Annotated in this window: 26 protein-coding genes; 9 read left to right on the top strand and 17 right to left on the bottom strand. The window is 67.7% G+C overall.

Annotation, left to right across the window (positions count from 1 at the left end; all coding sequences use genetic code 11):
• Positions 1-23: 23 nt before the first annotated feature.
• Entirely contained in the window at positions 24-1028 is a 1005-nt protein-coding gene (locus CSC78_RS13725; RefSeq protein ID WP_162338425.1) for a KpsF/GutQ family sugar-phosphate isomerase, read from the bottom strand.
• A gap of 53 nt (positions 1029-1081) precedes the next feature.
• On the opposite strand from CSC78_RS13725, the gene CSC78_RS13720 reads away from it, so the two are divergent.
• From CSC78_RS13720 to CSC78_RS13710, 3 genes are read left to right on the top strand one after another with little or no spacing between them, the layout of a single operon-like run.
• A complete protein-coding gene (locus CSC78_RS13720; RefSeq protein ID WP_162338424.1) occupies positions 1082-1321 on the top strand; it encodes a BolA family protein in 240 nt (79 codons plus the stop codon).
• Positions 1322-1369: 48 nt separating this feature from the next.
• Complete coding sequence (gene murA / locus CSC78_RS13715; RefSeq protein ID WP_162338423.1) at positions 1370-2641, top strand: UDP-N-acetylglucosamine 1-carboxyvinyltransferase; 1272 nt, start codon at positions 1370-1372, stop codon at positions 2639-2641.
• Entirely contained in the window at positions 2638-2967 is a 330-nt protein-coding gene (locus CSC78_RS13710; RefSeq protein ID WP_238391283.1) for an EF-hand domain-containing protein, read from the top strand. The genes murA and CSC78_RS13710 overlap by 4 nt, the downstream gene beginning before the upstream one ends.
• Positions 2968-3008: 41 nt before the next feature.
• On the opposite strand, the gene CSC78_RS13705 is transcribed toward CSC78_RS13710, so the two are convergent.
• Genes CSC78_RS13705 through purM form a run of 6 tightly spaced genes read right to left on the bottom strand, consistent with a single transcriptional unit; the run spans position 3009 to position 7431 of the window.
• The gene (locus tag CSC78_RS13705) at positions 3009-3689 is read right to left on the bottom strand and encodes a DUF3108 domain-containing protein (protein ID WP_162338422.1); all 681 of its coding nucleotides are present in this window, start codon (positions 3687-3689) and stop codon (positions 3009-3011) included.
• A gap of 22 nt (positions 3690-3711) precedes the next feature.
• Positions 3712-4401, bottom strand: coding sequence for a DUF3108 domain-containing protein (locus tag CSC78_RS13700; protein ID WP_162338421.1), 690 nt, complete (start codon positions 4399-4401; stop codon positions 3712-3714).
• Between the two features lie 2 nt (positions 4402-4403).
• Positions 4404-5120 carry a DUF3108 domain-containing protein gene (locus tag CSC78_RS13695; RefSeq protein ID WP_162338420.1) on the bottom strand — a complete coding sequence of 239 codons (717 nt, stop codon included), beginning with the start codon at positions 5118-5120 and terminating at the stop codon, positions 4404-4406.
• A 16-nt stretch (positions 5121-5136) separates the two neighbouring features.
• Positions 5137-5790, bottom strand: coding sequence for a phosphoribosylglycinamide formyltransferase (gene purN / locus CSC78_RS13690; protein ID WP_162338419.1), 654 nt, complete (start codon positions 5788-5790; stop codon positions 5137-5139).
• Positions 5787-6407 carry a DUF2238 domain-containing protein gene (locus tag CSC78_RS13685; protein WP_162338418.1) on the bottom strand — a complete coding sequence of 207 codons (621 nt, stop codon included), beginning with the start codon at positions 6405-6407 and terminating at the stop codon, positions 5787-5789. The genes purN and CSC78_RS13685 overlap by 4 nt, the downstream gene beginning before the upstream one ends.
• 7 nt (positions 6408-6414) lie before the next feature.
• Positions 6415-7431, bottom strand: a complete 1017-nt coding sequence (gene purM, locus CSC78_RS13680; RefSeq protein ID WP_162338429.1) for a phosphoribosylformylglycinamidine cyclo-ligase — start codon at positions 7429-7431, stop codon at positions 6415-6417.
• A gap of 170 nt (positions 7432-7601) precedes the next feature.
• On the opposite strand from purM, the gene CSC78_RS13675 reads away from it, so the two are divergent.
• Genes CSC78_RS13675 through hda form a run of 3 tightly spaced genes read left to right on the top strand, consistent with a single transcriptional unit; the run spans position 7602 to position 10575 of the window.
• Positions 7602-8687 (top strand): DUF2066 domain-containing protein, encoded by a 1086-nt coding sequence (locus CSC78_RS13675; RefSeq protein WP_162338417.1) that lies wholly within the window; start codon positions 7602-7604, stop codon positions 8685-8687.
• 14 nt (positions 8688-8701) lie between these two features.
• Complete coding sequence (locus tag CSC78_RS13670) at positions 8702-9868, top strand: AI-2E family transporter (protein WP_162338416.1); 1167 nt, start codon at positions 8702-8704, stop codon at positions 9866-9868.
• Positions 9869-9891: 23 nt separating this feature from the next.
• Positions 9892-10575: a DnaA regulatory inactivator Hda gene (gene hda, locus CSC78_RS13665; RefSeq protein WP_162338428.1), complete on the top strand. Its 684-nt coding sequence runs from the start codon at positions 9892-9894 to the stop codon at positions 10573-10575.
• Between the two features lie 144 nt (positions 10576-10719).
• Here the strand turns inward: hda and murU are convergent, their stop codons facing one another.
• Both murU and CSC78_RS13655 read right to left on the bottom strand, forming a co-directional pair.
• Positions 10720-11433 (bottom strand): N-acetylmuramate alpha-1-phosphate uridylyltransferase MurU, encoded by a 714-nt coding sequence (murU, locus tag CSC78_RS13660; RefSeq protein ID WP_162338415.1) that lies wholly within the window; start codon positions 11431-11433, stop codon positions 10720-10722.
• Entirely contained in the window at positions 11430-12446 is a 1017-nt protein-coding gene (locus tag CSC78_RS13655) for an aminoglycoside phosphotransferase family protein (RefSeq protein ID WP_162338414.1), read from the bottom strand. The genes murU and CSC78_RS13655 overlap by 4 nt, the downstream gene beginning before the upstream one ends.
• A gap of 71 nt (positions 12447-12517) precedes the next feature.
• Here CSC78_RS13655 and CSC78_RS13650 point away from each other — a divergent pair, with 71 nt between their 5' ends.
• Positions 12518-13924 (top strand): mannose-1-phosphate guanylyltransferase/mannose-6-phosphate isomerase, encoded by a 1407-nt coding sequence (locus tag CSC78_RS13650; protein ID WP_162338413.1) that lies wholly within the window; start codon positions 12518-12520, stop codon positions 13922-13924.
• Positions 13925-13935: 11 nt separating this feature from the next.
• On the opposite strand, the gene CSC78_RS13645 is transcribed toward CSC78_RS13650, so the two are convergent.
• The 3 genes from CSC78_RS13645 to CSC78_RS13635 all read right to left on the bottom strand — a co-directional run bounded on the left by CSC78_RS13645 (position 13936) and on the right by CSC78_RS13635 (position 16471).
• On the bottom strand, positions 13936-14343 hold the full coding sequence (locus CSC78_RS13645) for a hypothetical protein (RefSeq protein ID WP_162338412.1): 408 nt from the start codon (positions 14341-14343) through the stop codon (positions 13936-13938).
• A 93-nt stretch (positions 14344-14436) separates the two neighbouring features.
• Positions 14437-14703, bottom strand: a complete 267-nt coding sequence (locus tag CSC78_RS13640) for a GlsB/YeaQ/YmgE family stress response membrane protein (protein ID WP_162338411.1) — start codon at positions 14701-14703, stop codon at positions 14437-14439.
• A 277-nt stretch (positions 14704-14980) separates the two neighbouring features.
• Positions 14981-16471 (bottom strand): M20 family metallopeptidase, encoded by a 1491-nt coding sequence (locus tag CSC78_RS13635; protein WP_162338410.1) that lies wholly within the window; start codon positions 16469-16471, stop codon positions 14981-14983.
• Between the two features lie 241 nt (positions 16472-16712).
• Between CSC78_RS13635 and CSC78_RS13630 the strand changes: the two genes are divergently transcribed.
• Together CSC78_RS13630 and CSC78_RS13625 are read left to right on the top strand one after the other, a co-directional pair.
• Positions 16713-17060, top strand: coding sequence for a ComEA family DNA-binding protein (locus CSC78_RS13630; protein WP_162338409.1), 348 nt, complete (start codon positions 16713-16715; stop codon positions 17058-17060).
• Between the two features lie 280 nt (positions 17061-17340).
• Complete coding sequence (locus tag CSC78_RS13625) at positions 17341-17931, top strand: HutD/Ves family protein (protein ID WP_162338408.1); 591 nt, start codon at positions 17341-17343, stop codon at positions 17929-17931.
• A 7-nt stretch (positions 17932-17938) separates the two neighbouring features.
• On the opposite strand, the gene CSC78_RS13620 is transcribed toward CSC78_RS13625, so the two are convergent.
• The 5 genes from CSC78_RS13620 to CSC78_RS13600 form a co-directional block, all read right to left on the bottom strand.
• The gene (locus CSC78_RS13620) at positions 17939-19579 is read right to left on the bottom strand and encodes a sulfite reductase subunit alpha (RefSeq protein WP_162338407.1); all 1641 of its coding nucleotides are present in this window, start codon (positions 19577-19579) and stop codon (positions 17939-17941) included.
• On the bottom strand, positions 19576-20502 hold the full coding sequence (locus tag CSC78_RS13615) for an FAD:protein FMN transferase (RefSeq protein WP_162338406.1): 927 nt from the start codon (positions 20500-20502) through the stop codon (positions 19576-19578). Before CSC78_RS13615 ends, CSC78_RS13620 begins: the two co-directional genes overlap by 4 nt.
• 111 nt (positions 20503-20613) lie before the next feature.
• On the bottom strand, positions 20614-21426 hold the full coding sequence (locus CSC78_RS13610) for a DUF4198 domain-containing protein (RefSeq protein ID WP_162338405.1): 813 nt from the start codon (positions 21424-21426) through the stop codon (positions 20614-20616).
• A gap of 30 nt (positions 21427-21456) precedes the next feature.
• Positions 21457-21987: a DUF2271 domain-containing protein gene (locus CSC78_RS13605; protein WP_162338404.1), complete on the bottom strand. Its 531-nt coding sequence runs from the start codon at positions 21985-21987 to the stop codon at positions 21457-21459.
• 29 nt (positions 21988-22016) lie between these two features.
• On the bottom strand, positions 22017-22652 hold the full coding sequence (locus CSC78_RS13600; protein WP_162338403.1) for a PepSY-associated TM helix domain-containing protein: 636 nt from the start codon (positions 22650-22652) through the stop codon (positions 22017-22019).
• Positions 22653-22677 lie beyond the last annotated feature (25 nt).

Raw genomic sequence — 22677 nt, 5'->3', positions numbered from 1 at the left:
GGTTGGGAAAGCGACACGTGGGGTTACACCACGCGGGCACGCAACAGGTCGTGAATGTTGAGCGCGCCGACCGGGCGATGCTCTGCATCCACCACGATGAGACCGCTGATCTTGTGCGTTTCCATCAGGCGCGCCGCTTCCACCGCCAACTGGTCGGCACCGATGGTCCTGGGGGCGCGCGTCATCACGTCGGCGATGCGGGCGCTGCGGACGTCGAGCGCCGGATTGTCCAGCGTGCGGCGCAGGTCGCCATCGGTGAACAACCCGGCCAGGCGGCCATCGGGTGCCACCACGGCGGTCATGCCCAGGCGCTTGCGGCTCATCTCCACGAGTGCTTCGCTCAGCGTCGCGCCAACGTCCACGCGAGGCACCTCGTCGCCCGCGTGCATCACATCGGTGATGTGCAGCAGCAGACGGCGGCCGAGGCTGCCGGCGGGGTGGGAGCGGGCGAAGTCGTCGGCAGTGAAGCCGCGCGCGTCCAGCAGCGCCACGGCCAGCGCATCGCCCATCGCCAGCGAGGCCGTGGTGCTGCTGGTCGGAGCGAGGTCCAGCGGGCAGGCCTCGGCCGGGACACTGACGTCGAGGTGGATATCGCTCTCGCGTGCCAGCGTGGACTGCGGTCGGCCGGTCATGCCGATGACGGTATTGCCCTGGCGCTTGAGCACCGGCAACAGCATCAGCACTTCGTCCGATTCGCCCGAATACGACAAGGCCAGCACCACATCGGCGTCGGTGATCATGCCCAGGTCGCCGTGCCCGGCTTCGCCCGGGTGCACGTAAAACGCGGGCGTGCCGGTCGAGGCCAGCGTCGCGGCGATCTTGCGGGCCACGTGCCCCGACTTGCCCATGCCGGTGCAGACCACGCGGCCGTTGCCGCCCAGGATCGCCTGGCAGGCCGTGGCGAAGGTGCCGTCGATGCGGGCGGCCAGTGCGTCCAGCGCCCGCGCCTCGATCTCGATCACCCGACGGCCGCTGGCCGCCAGGCTGGCAGGCGAGACGGACGGGGTCAGGGGCTTCGGCTGGGGCATGCGGACAGGGCGCCGGCGGGTAGAATGGCCGGGTATTTTATTAGGAAAGCCCGTTGGACGCCGAAACCATCCGTAAACTGATCGAATCCGGCCTGCCGGGCGCCCGTGCCGACGTACAGGGCGACGATGGCGTCCACTTCGAGGCGACCGTGGTATCCGAGGCGTTCCGCGGCAAGCTGCCGCTGGCCCGGCACCGCATGGTCTACGCCACGCTGGGCGACCTGATGGGCGGCGCGATCCATGCGTTGCAGCTCAGGACCATCACCCCTGACGAAGCCGGCGCCGCGCGCTGACGCGCCACGCGGTACCGTCCTCCACCCGCACTCCCACTCCGGATTTCCATGCAGAAGATCATCGTCACCGGTGGCAACACGCTCAACGGCGAAGTCACCATCTCGGGCGCCAAGAACGCCGTGCTCCCCATCCTGTGCGCGACGCTGCTGGCGGACGCGCCGGTGGAGATCACCAACGTGCCGCACCTGCACGACGTGGTGACCACCATCAAGCTGCTGGGTGAGCTGGGCGCCGGCATCACCATCGACGAGGGCACGCTCGCCAAGGGGCGCGGCATCACCGTCGACCCGACCACCGTCAGCCGCTTCGTCGCGCCGTACGAACTGGTCAAGACCATGCGCGCGTCGATCCTCGTGCTCGGCCCGCTGGTCGCCCGCCATGGCGCCGCGGTGGTGTCGCTGCCCGGCGGCTGCGCGATCGGCTCGCGCCCGGTCGACCAGCACATCAAGGGCCTGCAGGCGCTGGGTGCCGAGATCACCGTCGAGAACGGCTACATCAAGGCGCGCGCGGCACGTCTGAAGGGCGCGCGCTTCGTGTTCGACATGGTCACCGTGACCGGCACCGAGAACGTCATGGCCGCGGCCACGCTGGCCGAAGGCACCACGGTGCTGGAGAACGCGGCGATGGAGCCGGAGGTCACCGACCTGGCCGAATGCCTCAATGCGCTGGGCGCGAAGATCGAGGGCGCCGGCACCTCGCGCATCGTTATCCATGGCGTAGAGCGTCTCGGCGGCGGACGTCATTCCGTGGTGCCTGACCGCATCGAGACGGGCACATTCCTGGTCGCCGCGGCGATGACCGGCGGCAAGGTCACCGCGCGCAACGCGCGTCCCGACACGCTGGAAGCGGTGCTGGACAAGCTGACGGAAGCCGGCGCGAAGATCGAGACCACCGCCGACAGCATCACGCTGGACATGCAGGGCAAGCGTCCGAAGGCCGTCAGCCTGACCACCGCGCCGTACCCGGCATTCCCCACCGACATGCAGGCGCAGTTCATGGCGTTGAACTGCGTGGCCGACGGCGTGGGCGTGATCAACGAAACGATCTTCGAAAACCGCTTCATGCACGTCAACGAACTGCTGCGCCTGGGGGCGGACATCCGCGTCGAGGGCCATACCGCCATCGTGCGTGGCGTGGAGAAGCTGGGTGGGGCGCCGGTGATGGCGACCGATCTGCGTGCCTCGGCGTCGCTGATCCTCGCTGGCCTGGTCGCCAACGAGGACACCACGATCGACCGCATCTACCACCTCGATCGTGGTTACGAGAACATCGAGGAGAAGTTGGGCGGCCTGGGCGCGAAAATCAGGCGCGTGTCGTGAGCAGGCACGATCCGAAACTCTCCGGGATCCGCTCGCGCTTCCCGCTGCGGCGCAAGATCCTGTTGGGCATCGTGGTGGCGCTGCTCGCCCTGGTCGCGTGGCTCCACTACACCGGCTCGGCCGCGACGCACGGCATCACCACTCAGGACATGGACTGGAACGGCGACGGCACGGTGACGCAGGGCGAGATCGCGCAGGCCGTCTTCACCGTGGTGGTGGAACAGACGCAGGAAGGAAATCGCCAGTGCAACGCCTTCGCATGGCGTAACGGCAGCGGCACCATCCGCATGGACTGCAAGACGGTGTTCCAGCCCGACGCGGAATGAAGAAGCCCGGCATCCGCCGGGCTTTTCCGTTCGCCCCCGGCTCAGCGCCAGGAGGTCAGCTGCAGGCGGAACACTTCGCTGCCGTCCTCGCGCTGCACGATACGGACGGGCGCTGGTACGCCAGCGGCGATCCACGCGGTGGTCTGCTTGCCACCGGCGCTCTGCACGACCTTCGTCGTGTCCAGCGCACGCCCGCCCACGGTGATCTTCTCGCGGCCGGCGACGCGGTAGGCCATGGGCTTGGCCTTGCCGTTCTCCAGCAGCCGGTAGTTCATCGACGTGCGGCCGAAGCCGACATCGCGGACGAGCGCCAGGTTCACCAGCAGCGCATCCATGTCGCCGACCTGCATCGCCACCGGGCCTGCCCGCTGCGGCTTCACGTCGCCGGTCCAGCGCGCCTGCATGCCTTTCCAGTTGTAATGCGTGACGACCGATCGTGTCTTCATCAGATAGGTCGAACGGTCGCTGCCTCCCAACGGCCGATAGCGCCCCGCGGCATCCTCGAACACGGTGGCCTGGCTCAGGTTGGCCATCGCATTGCGGATGCCCATCGCGTAGGTCCAGCGGTTGCCCTGCTGCGAGAGCGACATCGAGCCGCCCGCCGAGATGCCCTTGAAGGAGGCATCGTACTGGGCGGTGAAGGGCTTCAGCGCATGCGCCGGGGCCGCCGCCGTCGCGAGTGCGGCGGATGAGATGGCCAGCAGCGCGGACATCCTTGTCATGGGATTTTCTCCGGAGGGATGGTCAGCGCCAGGACTTGAGGGTCAGGTCGATGGTGTCCTGGCCCTTCTCGCGTTGCAGGATGCGCGCCGGCACCGGCGCGTCGGCGACCACCCACACGATGGTCTGCTTGTCGCCATCGGTGCGCACGACCTTGGTGGCTTCCTGCGGCTTGCCGGCGATGGTGATGCGCTCCTTGCCGGCGATCTGGTAGTTCATCGCCTTGGCGCGGCCGTTCTCCACCATGCGGTAGGTCAGCGGCTTGCCGGCGGCCACGTCGCGCACGATGGCCAGGTTGACCAGCAGCGCATCCATGTCGCCTGCGGCCAGTTTTACCGGGCCGGCCCGGTCGGGCTTCACGTCGCCCGTCCAGGTGGCCTGCGCGCTCGACCAGTCGTAGACCGTGTTCACGGTCTTCTTCTTGATCAGCAGGCGCGAACTGTCGCTGCTGCTGAGCGGGCGCATGCGGCCGTCCTGCACATCGAAGACGGTCTTCTGGCTCAGGTCGACAGCCTGATTGCGCACGGTCAGCGAGTACTGCCAGCGGTTGCCGGGCTGGGGCGCCACCGACATCTGGCCTTCGCCGACCATGCCCAGCGCGCTGGCGTTGTACTGCGCCGTGAAGGCTTCGACCGCCAGCGCGGGAACACTGGCGCCGGCCAGCAGTGCCGCGGCGAGCAGGAAGCGCGAGGAGGCGAGTGGGGTCGTCATCATGTTCAAGGGGCTCCTTGGTATTCGACCAGGCGAAGGTCCACGCCGTCCTGGCCGTTCTCCCGCTGCAGGATGCGCACGGGGGTGGGCACGCCGTCGGCGACCCAGAAGATGGTTTCGTCATTGCCGCCGTTGGCCCGGCTCACGCGCAGCGCGCTGTAGCTCAGGTCTTCGACGGTCACGGTTTCCGGCTCGGGCGAGACCACGTACTGGTACTCGCGGATCCGCCCGTTGTCCACCACGCGGTAATCCAGGTGCTTGCCCGGGGCAGCGTCGCGGATCACCGCCAGGTTCATCAGCAGGGCGCTCATGTCGCCCGGCTGCAAGGACAGCGGCGCGCGCCGGTCCTTCTTGATATCGCCCTGCCACTGCGCGGTACGGGCATTCCAGTCGTAGGTGCCGACCATCTTCTTGCCCATGAAGAGCGCGTGCCGGACCGTGGCCTGGCTGAGCGGGCGGAACTGCCCGTCGACATTGTCGAAGACCGTGCTCTGTTCGATGTTGAGGCCCGCCAGACGTGCGAATCCGCGCGTGCCCTTCACGTTCAGGTCGATCTGCCATTGGCTGCCTGCCTTGGGCACGACCTTCATGCTGGCGCTGCCGGCCAGCTTGCCCTCGTTGTAGGCCTGGTAGCTGGCCACGAACGGCTCCAGCGCCCAGGCGGGCGCCACGGAACCGGCCAGGACCAGGCCGAGCAGCAGGGAGCGGAAGGGGAGGGTCATCGGGGCGAGGGTGGTGTCACAAAGCAAGACGGTCGGCCGAATCTAGGGACAGGGGATTTAATAACGGCTGACCGTGACAGCGCGTGATGTCGCCCTGTTCAGCCAGCTGGCCCTCGCTGGCCAGTCGAAGCACGGCCACCAGCAGGGCGTGCTCGCGGGGAAGCAACCGTGCGGCCAGCGCTTCCGGGGTGTCGTCCGGCAGCACCGGCACCCGGACCTGGGCAACGACGGCGCCGGCATCCAGTTCAGGAATGACGAAGTGGACGCTCGCGCCGTGTTCGGCATCGCCGGCCTCGATGGCGCGGGCATGGGTGTGCAGCCCCCGGTACCTGGGCAGCAGCGAGGGATGGATGTTCAGCAGGCGGCCGCGGAAGCGGGCGATGAAGGCGTCCCCCAGGATGCGCATGTAGCCCGCGCACACCACCCAGTCCGGGTGGACGGCAGCTACGGCGTCCGACAGGGCCGCCTCGTAGGCGGCGCGGTCAAGAAAGGCACTCGGGCGGGCGCTCCAGCGTCGCGACGCCGGCACCTGCCGCAAGGCGGGGGCGGCCGGCTTGTCGGAGAACACGCCGACCACCTCGGCATCCAGGGTCCCGGCACCAATGGCTTGCAGGATGGCCTGCAGGTTGCTGCCACGACCCGACGCCAGCACCGCGATCCGCAGCGTCATGCCGTGGCTCCGTGGCGTTCTGCGCGGGCGAGTGGCCAGACAAGCAGGGCGCCCAGGGTCGCCAGCAGCATGTCGGCATGGGCGTCCCACACATCGCCCTGCTGCCCGTTGTACGACTCCGCCGCCTCGGGCGACATCGTCAGGGCGATGCCCCATTCCAGCCATTCGTACACCAGGCTGGTGCACATGATCAGCATCACCGCCAGCGTGAACGCGTGTCCCACCGACAGCGCCGGCCAGCGCTGCCTCAGCCAGTGCCAGATGGCGGGCGTGAAGCACACCCCGTACATCAGGTGGATGAAGCGGTCGAAATGGTTGCGCTGCCAGCCGAACGCTTGCGCGGGGGACCAGCTGGTCGCGGTCTGCATCCACGCGTCGTAGGGCACGTACGAATACAGCCAGCGCGCGCCGATACAGTGCGCCACGATGAAGCCGCAGATCAGCGCTAAGTGCACCGGCCGCAGCGGCCAGCGCCGGTCATGCCACCACAACCACGCCAGCCCGAGCACGGTCAGGCTGCTGTGCATGGCCTGTTCGACCGGCCAGCGCGGCGCGATCCAGCTGGCGCCGAAGACGGCCAGCGTCAGCCCGAAGGCGATCGCCTTGCTGCGCGGCATGCCGCGCTCAGCCGATGCGGACGCGTTCGCCGCCGCTGGCGGCAACGACTTCACCGATCTGCCAGTGGGTCAGCTGCAGGCGGGCCAGGTCGGTCTGCACGGCGGCGAGCTGGTCCGGTGCGACCACCAGCACGAAGCCAATGCCGCAGTTGAAGGTGCGCCACATCTCGGCGTTCTCGACCGCACCTTCGCGCTGCAGCCAGTCGAACACCGGCGGCAGCGCCCACGCGCTCGCGTCGATCTGCAGGCCCAGGCCGTCGGGGATCACGCGGATGATGTTCTCGGTCAGGCCGCCGCCGGTGATGTGCGCCATGCCATGCAGGTCGTGCGCCTGCAGCAGTTCCAGGATCGGCTTCACGTACAGCGTGGTCGGCGCCATCAGCGCGTCGGCCAGCGGCACGCCGCCCACGTCGAGGTCGGCCGGGCGGCCGGCGCGGTCGTAGATGCGGCGGACCAGCGAATAGCCGTTGGAATGCGGGCCGCTGGAGGCGATGCCGACCAGCACGTCGCCGGCGCGGACCTTGTTGCCGTCCAGCAGGCGCGATTTCTCTACCGCCGCGACGCAGAAACCGGCCAGGTCATATTCGCCCGGGCCGTACATGTCGGGCATCTCGGCGGTCTCGCCGCCGATCAGTGCGCAGCCGGACAGTTCGCAGCCGCGGGCGATGCCGCCGACGACGGCAACGGTGGTGTCGACATCGAGCTTGCCGGTGGCGAAGTAGTCGAGGAAGAACAGCGGCTCGGCGCCCTGCACCAGCACGTCGTTGACACACATGGCGACCAGGTCGATGCCGATGGTGTCGTGGCGGCCCAGCTGCTGTGCCAGCTTCAGCTTGGTACCGACGCCGTCGGTGCCGGACACCAGCACCGGTTCGCGGTACTTGCCGGACAGGTCGAACAGCGCGCCGAAGCCGCCCAGCCCGCCCATCACTTCCGGCCGGAAGCTGCGCTTGACCAGCGGCTTGATGCGTTCGACCAGTTCGTTGCCGGCGTCGATGTCGACACCCGCGTCGCGATAGGTCATCGGGGTGGGGGTGGAAGGTGTCGGCTGGGTCACGGGCGGTCGTCGGCGGGGCAAGAGGCGGGATTTTAAAGGAATCGGCGCGCCGAGCGACCGTCCTGAACGGGTGCCGTTGGCGGTATCGGGTCATTCGGGCAACAATTCACCGGGTCTGTAGAGCTCAAGGACGCTCGATGCGCCGGATCCCAGGTATCGCACTCGCCACCGCCCTGCTGGTGGCGGCACTGACCACGACGCCCGCCGTGCAGGCGCAGTCCGGCCTGCGCACGGAAGGCGATGCGGTCTCCGCACGCGGGCTGTACCAGGCGGAGGTGCCGGTCAACGGGCAGGGCGAGGCGGAGCGGCAGGGCGGCTTCGCGCGCGCGCTCGGCACGGTGCTGGCCAAGCTGTCGGGCGACCGCGCAGCGATGTCGCGTCCCGGCGTCGGCGCCGAGCTGCGCAATGCCAAGGATTACGTGGACGGTTACGACTATCGCCAGGACCAGGGCACCTCGGCGACCGGTGCGCCGACGTTCCGCACCACGCTGGTGGTGCGTTTCGACGAAGACCAGGTCAACGGCCTGGCCGGCGCGCTGGGCTTGCCGGTCTGGCCGCAGCCACGCCCGAAGCCGGTGGTCTGGCTGGCGATCAACGATGGCAGTGGCCCGCGCCTGGTGGGCTTGCCGCAATCCAACGCCGCGCGACCGCTGCTCAACCGCGCCATCGAACGCGGCTACGGGCTTGGCCTGCCGGCCGGCGGCGCGGCGGAACAGGCGCTGGTCGGCGCGATCTGGCGCCAGGACACCGCCGCTGTCTCCCGTGCATCGGCGCGCTACAGCCCGCCGATGCAGCTGATCGGAAAGCTTTACCGCAACGCCAAGGGCGGCTGGACGGCGGACTGGGTGTTCGTCGACGCCGGCAAGGTGCTGGCGACCTGGTCGGTGACCGACGCCGACGCGCGCCGCGCCATGGCCTCCGGTGCCGACGGCACCGCCGACGCACTGGTGAAGCGGTACGGCAAGCGCGGCAGTGCAGGTCCGGCCGGCACCTATCGCGTGCTGTTCACCGGCATCCGCAGCACCGACGATTACCTGCGCCTGACCGGCCACCTGCAGAAGATGGCCGTGGTCCGCCGCATCACGCCGGTGCGCGCCAATGGCGACGTGCTGGAGCTCGACCTGGAGCTGGTCTCGGGCCTGGCCGGCTTCCGCCGCACCATGGGTGACGAGGCTCCCTTCACCGGCGGCGAAGGCGAGCCGCCCGCCTACCAGATGCGCTGACACAAGGACGCTGCATGGATCTCTCCACCACGCCGGCCGGTACGCTGGCCCGCCGCTGGCAATGGTTGCTGATCGCCCTGATCGTCGGCTGGCTGATCTGGTTGCTGGCGCCGGTGCTCACGCCGTTCGTCTGCGCGGCGCTGCTCGGCTGGCTGGGCGATCCCTGGGTGGACCGGCTGGAGCGCAGCGGCCGTTCGCGCACGACGGCGGTCGTCCTGGTGTTCACGCTGATGACGCTGCTGCTGGTCCTCGCGCTGGTCCTGCTGGTGCCGATGATCGAGCGGCAGGTCGTCACGGTGGTCGAATCTTTGCCGGCCTACCGCGACTGGTTCGTGGAAAAGGCGCTGCCCTGGGTGGAACAACGCACCGGGCTGGAACTGGTGGCGTGGCTCGACCCGGATCGACTGACCGAATGGATCCGCAGCCACTGGCAGCAGGCAGGTGGCGTCGCGGCCACGCTGTTCGGCTATTTCTCGCGCTCCGGCTTCGCGGTGATGGCCTGGGTGGCCAACCTGGTGCTGCTGCCGATCCTGACGTTCTACTTCCTGCGCGACTGGGACCTGCTGGTGGAGCGCATCGCCGCGCTGGTGCCGCGCGATCACATCGCCACCGTCAACCGGCTGGCATTGGAGTCGAACGAAGTGCTGGGCGCGTTCCTGCGCGGGCAGTTCCTGGTGATGCTGGCGCTGGGCGCGATCTACGCCATCGGCCTGTCGGTCGTGGGCCTGAAGGTCGGCCTGCTGGTCGGCATCATCGCCGGCCTGATCAGCTTCGTGCCGTACCTGGGTACCGCGACGGGCATCGTGCTGGGCGTGATCGCGGCGCTGGTGCAATCCGGTGGCGACTGGTCGCTGGTGGCGCTGGTGATGGGCGTGTTCGTGGTCGGCCAGATGCTGGAAGGCTATGTGCTGACGCCGCGCATCGTCGGCGACCGCATCGGGTTGCATCCGGTGGCGGTGATCTTCGCCATCATGGCCGGCGGACAGCTGTTCGGGTTCCTCGGCATGCTGCTGGCGCTGCCGATCGCGGCGATCGCCAACGTACTGCTGCGCTTCGCGCACGAGCGCTACACCCAGAGCCGTCTGTATGCCGGCGACCGGCCGTCGATCGTGCTGGACTCCTACATCGACAAGGGCAGCGTCGAGCAGGCGGCACCCCGCGTGGATTCCGATACGCCGTGAGTCGCGACGAGCAGGGCGCGGGCCTGGGTCCGCAATTGCCGCTGGCGCTGCGGTATCCGCCGGACCAGCGCTTCGACAGCTTCATCGCGCCGCCTGAAGGCGCCTTGCCGGCATTGTCGTCACTGGCAGCCATGGCGGGCGCGGACTGGATATACCTGTCCGGGGCATCCAGGACCGGCAAGACCCATCTGGCGCTGGCGGTCTGCGCCGCGACCGAGCAGCAGGGCAGGCGTGCCGCCTACCTGCCGCTGGCGGCGGCAGCGGGGCGCATGCGCGACGCGCTCGATGCCCTCGAAGGCCATGACGTCGTGGCGCTGGACGGACTGGACGCGATCGCCGGTGCGCGCGAGGACGAAGTCGCGCTGTTCGACTTCCATAATCGTGCCCGGGCCTCGGGGTTGAACGTGCTGTACACCGCGCGCGGCATTCCCGACGACATCGGCCTGGTGCTGCCCGACCTGCGCTCGCGGCTGCAGCAATGCCTGCGCCTGGTGCTGGATCCGCTCGACGACGACGGCCGCCGCGAGGTGCTGCGCGACCGAGCGCAGCGGCGCGGCCTGGCGCTGGAGGATGCCGCGCTGGACTGGCTGCTCACCCGCACCGACCGCGACCTCGGTGCGCTGGTCGTGTTGCTGGACCGGCTGGACCGCGCATCGCTCGCGGCGCAGCGCAGGATCACCGTGCCGTTCCTGCGGCAGGTGCTGTAGGCGAGGGTCGTATCGGCGATGCGCTTTCAGTGTGAGCCGAAGGATGAAGGACATCGCGCCCATGGGGCGCTCCTACAGGCCTAAATGCGTTGTAGGAGCGCCCCATGGGCGCGATGCTTTATTGTGAATGCCGTCCGCGTGAAGCTAAACCACGCCGCCGCTTAGTCTCGTCTCCAGTTCGGCCAGCCGCTGCGGCGTGCCGACGTCGGTCCAGCGCCCTGCATGACGTTCGCCGCGGATGCTGTTCCCAGCCATGTGTGCTCGCAAGATCGGTGCAAGACGGAAGCGCGGCTTCCCGTTGGACGCGACACCGGCTTGATCGTCGACATGGTGCTGCCAATTGTCCAGCAGCTCGGTCCTGTAAACACCGATGCCGGCGTAGGTCAGACGATTCGCACCCTCCTTGCGGACATTTCCGGCGTCATCCAGAGCAAAGTCTCCGTTCGTGGCATAGCCGGGCGGATCGATCATCACAAGGTGCGCCAGCCCCTTCGGCTCGCGCGGCAGTCGCGCGAAGTCGAAGTCGGTCCAGATATCGCCATTCACCAGCAGGAAAGGCGCCTCGCCGAGCACGGGTCGCGCATTGAGCATGCCGCCGCCGGTTTCCAGTGGCGTGTCGCCTTCGTGCAGGTAATGCAGCCGAAGACCCCAGCGCGCACCGTCGCCGAGCACGGCAGGAAAGCGGTCGGCGAGCCAGCTGGTGTTGACCACCACGTCCTGCACGCCCATCGCCGCCAGCTTCTCCAGGTGCCAGACGATCAACGGCTTGCCGCCGGCTTCGATCAACGGCTTGGGCGTGTGGTCGGTCAACGGGCGCATGCGCTCGCCGAGGCCGGCCGCGAAGACGAGTGCCTTCATGCGATTTCACCGCGCGCGTGCAGCACGGGCTTGATGCGACTGTCGAGCAGCGTGCGCAGTCCAGCCAGTTCCGGGTAGCGCGGCAGCACCTCGTCCAGGTAGCGGATGAACCGTGGTACGTCTGGCAGGTAGCGGGTCTTGCCGTCGCGGTAGTGCAGGCGCGAGAAGATGCCGAGGATCTTCAGGTGTCGCTGGATACCCATCCAGTCGGCATCGCGCAGGAAGATCTTCAGTTCCGGCACGGGTACGCCGGCGCGCGTCGCACGGGCGTGGTAGCGCGCGAGCCAGCCATCGACGCGTTCGATCGGCCAGCTCAGGAACGCATCCTTGAACAGGCTCATCGCATCGTAGGCCACCGGTCCGCGCACGCAGTCCTGGAAGTCCAGCACGGCCGGACCCGGCGTGATCGGCATCAGGTTGCGCGGCATGAAGTCGCGATGAGTCAGCACGCGCGCCTGGTTCAATGCGTTGTCCATCAGCCGGCGCTGCGACAACTCCAGCGCTTCGATTTCGCCACAGTCCAGCGTCAGCCCCAGGTGTCGGCGCAGGAACCACTCGTCGAACAAGCCGGCATCGCGCTGCAGCAGTGCCTCGCCGAACTCGCCCATGCCGTCCGGCGGTGCGATGGCCTGCAGGCGCAGCAGCTGTTCGATGGCGGCATCGAACCAGGTGTCGGCGTTGTCTTCACTGATCACGTGTGCCAGCGTCGGGCCGCCAAGATCCTCGAGCAGCAGAAAGCCGAGGTCGGTGTCGATGGCCAGCACGTCCGGCACGCGCACGTCGCCACTGAGCAGCAGGTCGCGCATCGCCAGCCACGGGCGCACGTCCTCAAGCCCGGGTGGGGAATCCATCACGATCCGTCCCGGGCCATCGCCCAGCGATCGCCAGTAGCTGCGGAAACCGGCATCCATCGAAGCGCGTTCGAGCTGCGCGTACGGGTCGCCGAGCGCACCGCGCGCCCATTCCAGGCGTTGGGCACCCCGTCCGGAGGGGTCCTGAATCGTGGGGTTCATGCAGTGGCGACCACGCGGAGGCGATAAGGGCTACAGGGTAAACTGGCGCCCTACCGACTTGCGAGGCTTGCATGGCCAAACTTCAACCCGTGCTGTTGTCCGGCGGCTCCGGCACGCGGCTGTGGCCGCTGTCGCGCGAGGCCTATCCCAAGCAGTTCCTGCCGCTCGCCGGTGATGACACCATGGTGCAGGCGACGTGGCGCCGCGTGGAGGCCATCGCCGAACTCGCCCCCATCGTGGTCGCGAACGAAGAGCACCGTTTCCTGGTCGCCGAACAGTTGCGGCAGATCGGTGCGCCGGTGCCCTCCATCCTGCTGGAACCTGTCGGACGCAATACCGCGCCGGCGATCGCCGCCGCGGCGTTGCAGGCGATGGCGGACGGTGCGGATCCACTGCTGCTGGTGTTGCCGTCGGATCATGTGGTTCGCGACGTGACCGGTTTCCAGCGCGCCATACGCGACGCGTCCCCCACTGCGGAGGCGGGTGCGCTGGTGACGTTCGGCATCGTGCCGGATGCGCCGGAAACCGGCTTCGGCTACATCCAGGCCGAGGCCGGTGACGGCCTGCGCAAGGTCTCGCGCTTCGTCGAGAAGCCCGATGCCGCCACCGCCCAGTCGTATCTGGATGCCGGCGGCTATTACTGGAACAGCGGCATGTTCCTGTTCCGCGCCAGCCGCTATCTGGAAGAGCTTGCACGCTTCCGTCCCGACATCGTCGACGCCGTGCGCGCAGCGCATGCGGCCGCACGCCATGACGGCGACTTCGTCCGCCTGGACAAGGCGGCCTTCGCTGCCTGTCCGTCCGATTCCATCGACTACGCGGTCTTCGAGAAGACGGACCATGCGATGGTGCTGCCGGTCGATATCGGCTGGAACGATGTCGGCAGCTGGTCGGCGCTGTGGGACGTGGCCGACCGCGACGCCGATGGCAATGCGCATCATGGCGACGTCATCGCCGTGGACAGTCGCAACAGCTACGCCTACGCGCAACGCCTGGTCGCGCTGGTCGGCGTGGACGACATCGTGGTGGTCGAGACCGACGACGCTGTGCTGGTCGCGCGCAAGGACCGCGTGCAGGAGGTCAAGCAGGTGGTCGCGCAGCTGAAGAAGGAGCAGCGCAGCCAGGCGGTCCTGCACCGTGAAGTGCATCGTCCGTGGGGCAGCTACGATTCCGTCGACAACGGCGGGCGCCACCAGGTGAAGCGCATCAAGGTCAAGCCGGGCGCTTCGCTCAGCCTGCAGATGCACCACCACCGCGCCGAGCACTGGATCGTGGTCAGCGGCACCGCCAAGGTCACACGCGGCGACGAAACGCTGCTGCTGTCGGAGAACGAGAGCACCTACATCCCGCTGGGCGTGAAGCATCGCCTGGAGAATCCGGGCAAGGTGCCGCTGGAACTGATCGAAGTGCAGTCGGGCAGCTATCTGGGCGAGGACGACATCGTGCGCTTCGAGGATGTCTACGGCCGCAGCCAGTAAGCGGGCTGCGGTCAGGGCGCGGAGGTCACACGTCGCCAGACCTCGCGCTCGACGCGCTTGCCGTCTTCGAAGCGCTCCAGCGTCCAGGTGTTCCCTTCGAGCGTGTAGCTGAAATGGTAGTTGCCGCCTTCGACCACCGCGTAGGACGCCATCTGTGGCGTCTCCACGTAGGTGTCGGCACCGGCGGTGAACGTGCCCGAGCCGCCTGCCCAGAAGCGCCCGTCCTGCGTGGTGGTGAAGGAAAAATGGCCATCAGTGAGCAGCTTGGTGCCCTGCAGTTTCAGGCTGCCATAGTCTTTCTCCTGGCCCTGGTCGTCGACGTAGCTGCCGGAATCGAGGCGCCACGCTCCATCGAGCGGAGACGCGGCCAAGGCCGGGCCGACGAACAGGCAGGACATCACCGCCAGGAGGCGTAACACGGTCGGCATTGTCGAGCGCACGGAAAGTCCTGGCAGCAGTGGAAAAAGAATGCCCCCGACAAAGGGGGCATTCGATGGCATGGCACGCGACCGTCAGCGCTTCTTCTTCACCATCGCGTAGATCACCAGCAGCACGATGGCGCCGACGACGGCGGCGATGAAGCCGGCCGGTTCACCCGGACCGTACCAGCCGAGCTGGACGCCGACGAAGCGCGCCAGCAGCGCGCCCAGGATGCCCAGCACGATGGTCATGAAGAAGCCGAGCTTGTCGTTGCCGGGCTTGAGCGCCCGCGCGAGCAGGCCGGCGAGGAAGCCGATCAGCAAGGTCCAGAGAATACCGCCGCCAAAGATCTGTTCCATCGAAACACTCCGGTTGGGAAGGTGTGGGGCGAGGCGCAGCGTAACCCAGAGGCCCCGGCGCAGGCCATCCGCAGGTTGCATGGCCCGGACGTGTGATGCGAGATGCGGAACGTGGGAGCGACGTAAGTCGCGATGGGCTTTCCATTGAAGGCCTCATCGCGACTTACGTCGCTCCCACACCTCCCCCGAGCCCCTGCAAACCCTGATGCGCCCGAGGCGTGAAACGACGAAGGCCGGGTCGCCCCGGCCTCCGTCGCGATGCCAATGCACACCGCGATCAGCAGCAGCCGTGATCGCCGTGCTGTTCGCCGCCCGCCACCGCGGCGACGCCCGTGGTCTCGCCACGCACGCTGGCAGCGTGGTGTTCGGCGATCACCCGCGCCACGCAGGCAGTGACCTTCTTGCCCATCGGGATGTGCAGGAACTCGTTCGGACCGTGTGCATTGGAATGCGGGCCCAGCACGCCGGTGATCATGAACTGCGCACCGGGAAACTTCTCGCCCAGCATGCCCATGAACGGAATGGTGCCGCCTTCGCCCATATACATCGCTGGCTTGCCGAAGAACTCGCGGCTGGAGGCGTCGATGGCGTTCTCCAGCCACGGCGACATCGCCGGTGCGTTCCAGCCGGTGCTGGCCTTTTCCAGTTCCAGGCTGACCTGCGCGCCGTTCGGCGGATCCTTCTCCAGCAGGTCCTTCAACAGCTGGCCGGCCTGCTTGCCCTCCAGCGTCGGCGGCAGCCGCAGCGACAGCTTCACCGAGGTGTAGGGACGCAGCACGTTACCCGCCGACGACAGCGGCGGCATGCCGTCCACGCCGGTCACCGACAGCGCCGGCCGCCAGGTGCGGTTGAGCACCAGTTCGGCCAGGTCTTCGGCCATCGGCGTCATGCCGGGCAGGAACGGAAACTTGTCGAACACCGCCGTATCCAGCACGCGCGCGGCTTCCTGCGCCTGCGCCAGGCGCGCGTCCGGGATCTCCACCTGCAAGCCATCCGGCAGGATGCGGCCGGTCTGTTCGTCTTCCAGCCGCGACAGCAACTGGCGCAGCAGGCGGAAACTCGAGGGCACGACGCCCGAGGCGTCGCCGGAGTGCACGCCTTCCTCCAGCACCTTGACGGTGAAGTTGCCGCCGGCCAGGCCGCGCAGCGAGGTGGTGCACCACAGCTGCTCGTAGTTGCCGCAACCCGAGTCCAGGCAGACCACCAGCGACGGCTTGCCGATGCGGTCGGTCAGGTGGTCGACGTAGGCCGGCAGGTCGTAGCTGCCGGATTCCTCGCAGGCCTCGATCAGCACCACGCAGCGCGCATGCGGCACGCCCTGCTGCTGCAACGCCTGGATGGCGGCCAGCGAACCGAAGATCGCGTAGCCGTCGTCGGCGCCACCGCGGCCATACAGCTTGTCGCCCTTGATCACCGGCACCCACGGGCCCAGATCGTCGTCCCAGCCGGTCATTTCCGGCTGCTTGTCCAGATGGCCGTACAGCAGCACGGTGTCGGCGCCGGTTTCCGGGCCGCTGGCGGGAATCTCGATTAGGATCAGCGGTGTGCGGCCTTCCAGGCGCACCACCTCCACCTGCATGCCGGGCACGGACTGCGCCTTCGCCCAGCGCTCCATCAGCTGCACGGCCTGCTCCATGTAGCCGTTGGCCACCCAGTCCTTGTCGAACATCGGCGACTTGTTCGGAATGCGGATGTACTCGACCAGCTGCGGGACGATGTCGTCATCCCATTTCTCGGCAACGTAACGGTCGACTTTGGCGGTATCCATGGCTACTCCGGGTACTGAAAGGCTGGACGCCATTCTACGCCCTGGCTGAGGGTAGGACTTTTCCTACAGCCGGCCGCGGTGTTTACGGGCAGATTCCCCCGCGCCAGGGCGATACCTTGGCTCCCGTCGGAGTTGGACACTTTCCCTACCGCCAAGGCCCACGGCCCGCAGGCGGAAACATGACGGATGCCGCGACGCATCCGTCATGCAAGGAGAGTCCAACGCCACAAGGAGAGTCGTCATGAAGTCGTTCATCCACACCCTGTTTGCCGCCGCCCTGTCGCTGCTGTTCGCCGTGCAGGCGTTCGCCGCAGAGAAGGTCAACATCAACACCGCCGATGCGGCCGCGCTGGATCGCGTGCTGATCGGCGTGGGGCCCGCCAAGGCCGCCGCCATCATCGAGTACCGCAAGGCCAACGGACCGTTCAAGAGCGCCGAGGAGCTGGCCATGGTGAAAGGCATCGGCCTGAGCACCATCGAGCAGAACCGCGACCGCATCGAACTGCGCACCGGCGCCACGCCGGCGAAGCCGACGGGCAAGCCCGCGGCCGCCACCGCGGCGCCCGCCAAGCCGGTGGCGCGACGCTGATCGAATCCCGTGCGGGGCGCTCCCACAGGAGGTGGGGCGCCACGCACAGGGGCAGGAAGCCAGGGGGAGACAGGCAGGATGCCGACAAGGATGTATTCATAGCGCGCAGGATGCGCACGTGTCGGGAACGGGCAGGAGCCTGAGACTGGCAGGATGCCGACAGGGAGGTGGACATCGCCCCGGACGCGCAGGATGCGCGCCCGGGCGATGTCGTTTCCGACTCCGGCACGCCGGTGAATGGACGGGCTAGAATCGCGCCGCGCCCTGACACGGAGACACCATGCCGGCATCGTCACGCCTCATTCCCTCGAACGAGTACCGGCGTGACCGCTGGAAGAACGGCCTGGGCTGGACACGCGAGATCGTGCGGGTGCCGGACAACGATGCGTGGGACTGGCGACTGTCGATCGCCGAGATCGAGCGCGACGCGGCGTTCTCCTCGTTTCCCGGCATCGACCGCGAGCTGGTGCTGCTTCGCGGCAACGGGCTGCGCCTGAGGTTCGATGATGGGCGTACGGTCGACCTGATGCCGCCGCACGACCGCGTGCGCTTCGCTGGCGAAGACGTCGTCACGGGCGAACTGGTCGACGGCACGACGCATGACTTCAACCTGATGTGGCGCCGTGGCCGTGTGCGCACCGAACTGCTGCATCGTCCGCTGGTGGGACCGATGCTGTTCTTCACCGAACCGGGCGTGCACTGGGTCGTCCATCTGATCGCCGGGCAGGCGATGTTCGATGCCGACAGCGGCCTCGGTCCACTTTGGAGCGGTGATACGGCCATCCTCGTTCCGGGCGATGGCCGCACCCGATATGCGCTCGAGGGTGGAGGAGAACTGCTGGCCATCCGTGTCGAAGACGGGGCCGGCTGACCGCGCCTCAGTACACGTCCCGTCGATAGCGCCCGTCGGCACGCAACGCTTCTATCCGCTCGTCACCCAGAATGCGTCGCAGCGTCGCATCCACGTCCGGGGCCATGCCTGCCAGGCTGCCGCAGACGTACAGAGCGGCACCTTCGTCGATCCATCGGCGCACCCGGTCCGCCTGCGCCAGCAATGCGTGCTGGACGTAGCGGTGTTCGCCTCCGTCGCGTGAGAAAGCCAGGTCGAGATGCTCGAGCAGCCCTTGCGTCTGCCACGCGAGCAATTCTTCAGCGTGGAAGAAATCCCGCGTTCGTTGACGCTCGCCGAACAGCAACCAGTTGCGCGTTGCGCCTGCCGGTGCACGCGCCTTGAGATGGGCGCGAAGGCCCGCGAGTCCGGTGCCGTTGCCGATCAGGATCATCGGCGTGTCGGCCGCCGGCGCGTGAAAATTGGGATTGCGCCGTATGCGCAACGCGACGGCGTCACCGGGTCGCGCATGCGTGCAGAGCCAGCCGCTGCCCAGCCCGGGGGTGCCGTCCGGGCGCCGCATCAACCGCACCAGCAGGTGCAGCGCACCGTCAGCGGGCGTGGAGGCGATCGAGTACTCGCGGTGCGGCAAGGGCGTGCAGGCGTCCGCCAACGCCTGCGCCTCCGTGAAAGCCGTCGCCGGATCGGGCCAATGGCAGAGCGCGAGCACGGTGGCGAGCGGTCGGGTCTCACCTTGCCAATGGACGCGGGCACTGCCGTCCATGCCGGTCCGATGCAGGAAGCGATCCACATCCTCTCGCGCGTGCTGCGGTCCGATCTCGGCGATGTCGCCTGCCGTCCATACGAGGAGGCCGCCATCCTCCGGCGCCAGCACAAGATGGTATGCGGGCCCACCCAGGCTGCCCGGATTCAGTTCGACACGTTCGCGTAGCCGCCACGCCTCGTAGCGAGGTGCCGACCAGTCCGGCACTTCGGTGTCATCGCCGAACTGGCCGATGTGGTGCTGCCAGTGCCGCAACGCACTGTCGTCGGCGTTGTCGACTTCCACAAGATCGAACAGCGGCTTCGCGCCCTGGTGCCTCAGCCAATCGTCGAGCTGGTGGCCGAAAGCGCAGAACTGCGCGTATTCGCGATCGCCCAATGCCAACACGGCGTACTGCAATGTCTCCAGTGCGAGTGTCTGCGACATCACCTGGCGCACGAAGCCCATCGCAGGATCCGGCGGATCGCCTTCGCCCGTGGTACTGACCACGAACATTGCACGCTCGATGCCTTGCAGGCGCGCGGCATCCAGGTGCTCGAGTCCCGCGCGCTGCACGGCCACGCCTGCTCGGCGGAGCGACGCCGCCGTCATGTCGGCCAGTTCCATCGCGAACCCGGTCTGACTGGCATGCACGACCCACATCGCATCCCGCGTCGCGACTGCCCGCGATTGTGCCGTCTTGTCGCGGGCACGTGCGCGGTACAGGAATGCGCCAACCAGTGCCGCATACGCGAGGACCGAGGCGGCCGCGGCGTAGCCCCGCGCAGCCGATGGCATGGCCTGCCACCAGTCCCCGTCGTGCAATCCGGCAAGCAGCCACGCGCACGCGGCCAACAGCAGCATGACGAGCGCGTTGCCGAACAGCGGCGCGATGCCGCGTAGTGGGGTGGTCGACGCCTTGCTCATGCGGCGAGATGGCGTTCGAAGGCGGGGGTCATCGTTTCCTGCAGGCCGTCTGGCGTGCGTTGCAGGAAGCGGGCGGCCAGTTCGTGTTCAGTCGCGAACGCATACCCAACGGAAGCGCCCATCACCGTCAATGCGGTCGCCCACGCATCAGCACGCATGGCGTCCGTGGCAACCACCGTCACCGCAGCGGCTGTATCCGTGACCGGCTCGCCGCTTCGTGGATCGATCGTGTGCGAGTAGCGTCGTCCCTCCTGCGCATAGGCATGCCAGCGGTCGCCGGACGTCGCAACCGCCAGGCCATCTAGCGCCAGGATGCGTGGCTCCAGTCCTTCGCTGTCCGCTTCCTCGTCGGGCGAGGATTCCACCAGCACGCGCCACGGCGTGCCATCGGCCTTGCGGCCATATCCGTAAAGCTCGCCGCCGACTTCGACCAACGCCGCCTCGATGCCGCGACGACGCAGCAGGTCGGCGACGACGTCCACGCCGTAGCCCTTGGCGATGGCGGAGAGGTCGAGCATCAGGCCTCCCGGTTGCCTAGCGCGATGTCGTTCCGGGTCGAAGCGGAGCTGCTGCCAGCCGACGCGCGACCGCGCAGCGACCAGGTCGGCCGGGGAAGGACGACCTTGGCCGCCGGCATGCGCGCCGAACCCCCATGCGGCGACGAGGGGCGATACGGTGGGGTCGAAGGCACCGCCACTGAGGGAGGCGACATCCAGGGCTGCGGCGAGCACGCGCAGAAAGTCCTCCTGCAGCACGAACCAGTCCCCCGCCATCGCGCGATTGAAGCGCATGATGTCGGCGTCGGCATTCCACGTGCTCATCTGCGCGACGACCTGGTCGAGGCGGCCCTGCACGGCGTCGTGCAGGCCATGCAGGTCGACGCGCGAAGCGCTGACGCACTGCGCCGACCAGGTGGTACCCATGGTCTGGCCGCGCAACGCATGGACGGGCGTCGCGGATGCAGAAGTGGGGGAGGTCGAAGTAGTCATTCCGGCGTGCACCGCCGGATGCAGGTCCGGCGGTGCGGTGAGGGCTTACTGGGGCAATACTTCCAGCGTGGCCACGTAGCTCAGGCGGCGCTGTTTCGCCTGCGGGATGGTGGTCTTTTCGTCCTGCGTGCCGGTTTCCAGCCAGTACATGCCGGCTTCCGGCCAGGTCACGCTGAATTCGCCGTTGTTGTCGGTGGTGACCTTGATCTCTTCCTGCGCGTTGCGATAACGCGTACCGCCGCGGGTGATCTCGAACTCCAGGGCTGCGGCCGGCTTGCCGTCGACCAGCATCCTGAACTTCGCTTGCTCGCCGGCGAACAGATCGTTCGGGTGCGTGACCGGCAGCAGTTCGATGCCTTCGCCGGTCGCCTTCAGTGCGGTGTCGTTCGGCGAACCGTTGGTCACGAAGGTTTCGATGCGGCCGATCGACTGCGAGACCTGCAGGTTCTTCGCATCCTTCGGCACCTTGGTGGCCAGGTCTTCCGGCTTGGCGCCACGCAGGCCGCCCGGCTTGCCGTCGGCGCCTTCCCAGCGAACCATCAGGTTCTTGTTGACCGTGGCGATGCGGTAGGTGCCCTGCTGCTTCAGTTCGACATCGAACACGGTGCGGAACTTGCCCGTTGCCAGGTTCTGCGCTTCCGCGGTGCTGCCATCCGGCGCGGTGATGACCAGGCCTTCGGTGCGCAGCGGCACATGGTTGAAATAGAACAGGTCGTTGGACACCGCGGCGTCCACCGTGATCCACGGATTGGTGCCGGCGATGACGGTCTGCGAGGGCTGCAACCAGGCCTTGTGGGCGAGGGCGGTGACCGGAATGACGGAGGCCAGGGCGATGGCCACGGCGAGGGAACGCTTCATCGGAATCTCCAGCTCGGTAGGGGAAGGGAATCAGGGCTTGACGGTCAGCGTGACCGCACCGAGTTCGGTGCTGCCCTGCGCCTTGCCCGATTGCGGCGCGCCCTTGGCGGGCCAGGTGAAGGGGATCTTCAGCAGTTCGCGACCACCGACTTCGCGCGCGGCTTCGACGACCAGCGTGTACTGGCCCGGGGCCAGTTTCGCCAGGTGCTGCTTGTCCGTGAAACTCAGCGCGTGCTTGCCGACCGGCTTGGTCGGACCAGTCACGCCATCCACGGGCACCTGCAGCGACCGCCCGGACTTGCGCCACCACTGGCGCATGTCAGGCAGCCACTTGGTGCCATGGCCTTCCGAGTTGCTGGTCTGCTGGTACCAGACGGACAGGTTGGCGGCGACCTTCTGGTCGGCGCCTTCGACCCACACCGCCACGTAGGGGCGGTGGTACTCGGCCACGTTGAGCTTGGGGATCTCGACGTTGATGTCCAGCGTGGCGGCATAGGCCGGCGTGGCCAGCAGGCCGCTGAGCGCGATGGTGAGCGTGGTGTGGACGGCGATCTTCGACATGCGGTCACTCGCGGTTTCGTGGAGGGGAATCAGTGGATGAAAAGCAGGGCGATCAGCAGGGGGACCAGCAGGCCTAGGCCGACCATCGGCCAGGTCATGCTGCGCTGCCTGCCGTGCAGGTAAAGCAGGAACAGCCCGGTAATGCAGAACACCAGGCAGGCGACGGCGAAAATGTCGAGGAACCATCCCCACGCGGGACCGGCATTGCGACCCTTGTGCAGATCGTTGAAATAGGAGATCCAGCCGCGGTTGGTACGTTCGTATTCGACCGCACCGGTTTCCCGGTCGATGTTCAACCAGGCGTCGGTGCCCGGGCCAGGCATGGAAAGATAGACCTCCACGTCCGACCATTCGGCCTGGCGGCTGCCGATCGAAATGGACAGTTCGTCCTCCAGCCAGCCTGCAACTGGGGGCGGCAGCGGCGCATTGCCTTCCTGACGGTCACCGAGTCCCGCCAGCACATCCGCGGGCACCGTGGCCGTGAGGTTGCTGACGTCGGGCGTGGCCTCGATCTTCGACGCGTGGTTCAGCGTGATCCCGGTGATCGCGAAGAGCAGCATGCCGATCAGGCAGGCCGCCGAACTGATCCAGTGCCACTGATGCAACGTCCGCAGCCAGAAGCCGCGGCGTTGTTGCTGGAGCGCAGGGGAAGCGGAAGGGGACAACGGCGGTCTCGATGCGGCGTGGTGC

Source organism: Pseudoxanthomonas japonensis, from assembly GCF_010093445.1.
GTDB classification, from domain to species: domain Bacteria; phylum Pseudomonadota; class Gammaproteobacteria; order Xanthomonadales; family Xanthomonadaceae; genus Pseudoxanthomonas_A; species Pseudoxanthomonas_A japonensis.
This window is presented reverse-complemented; position numbering and strand designations above follow the sequence as displayed.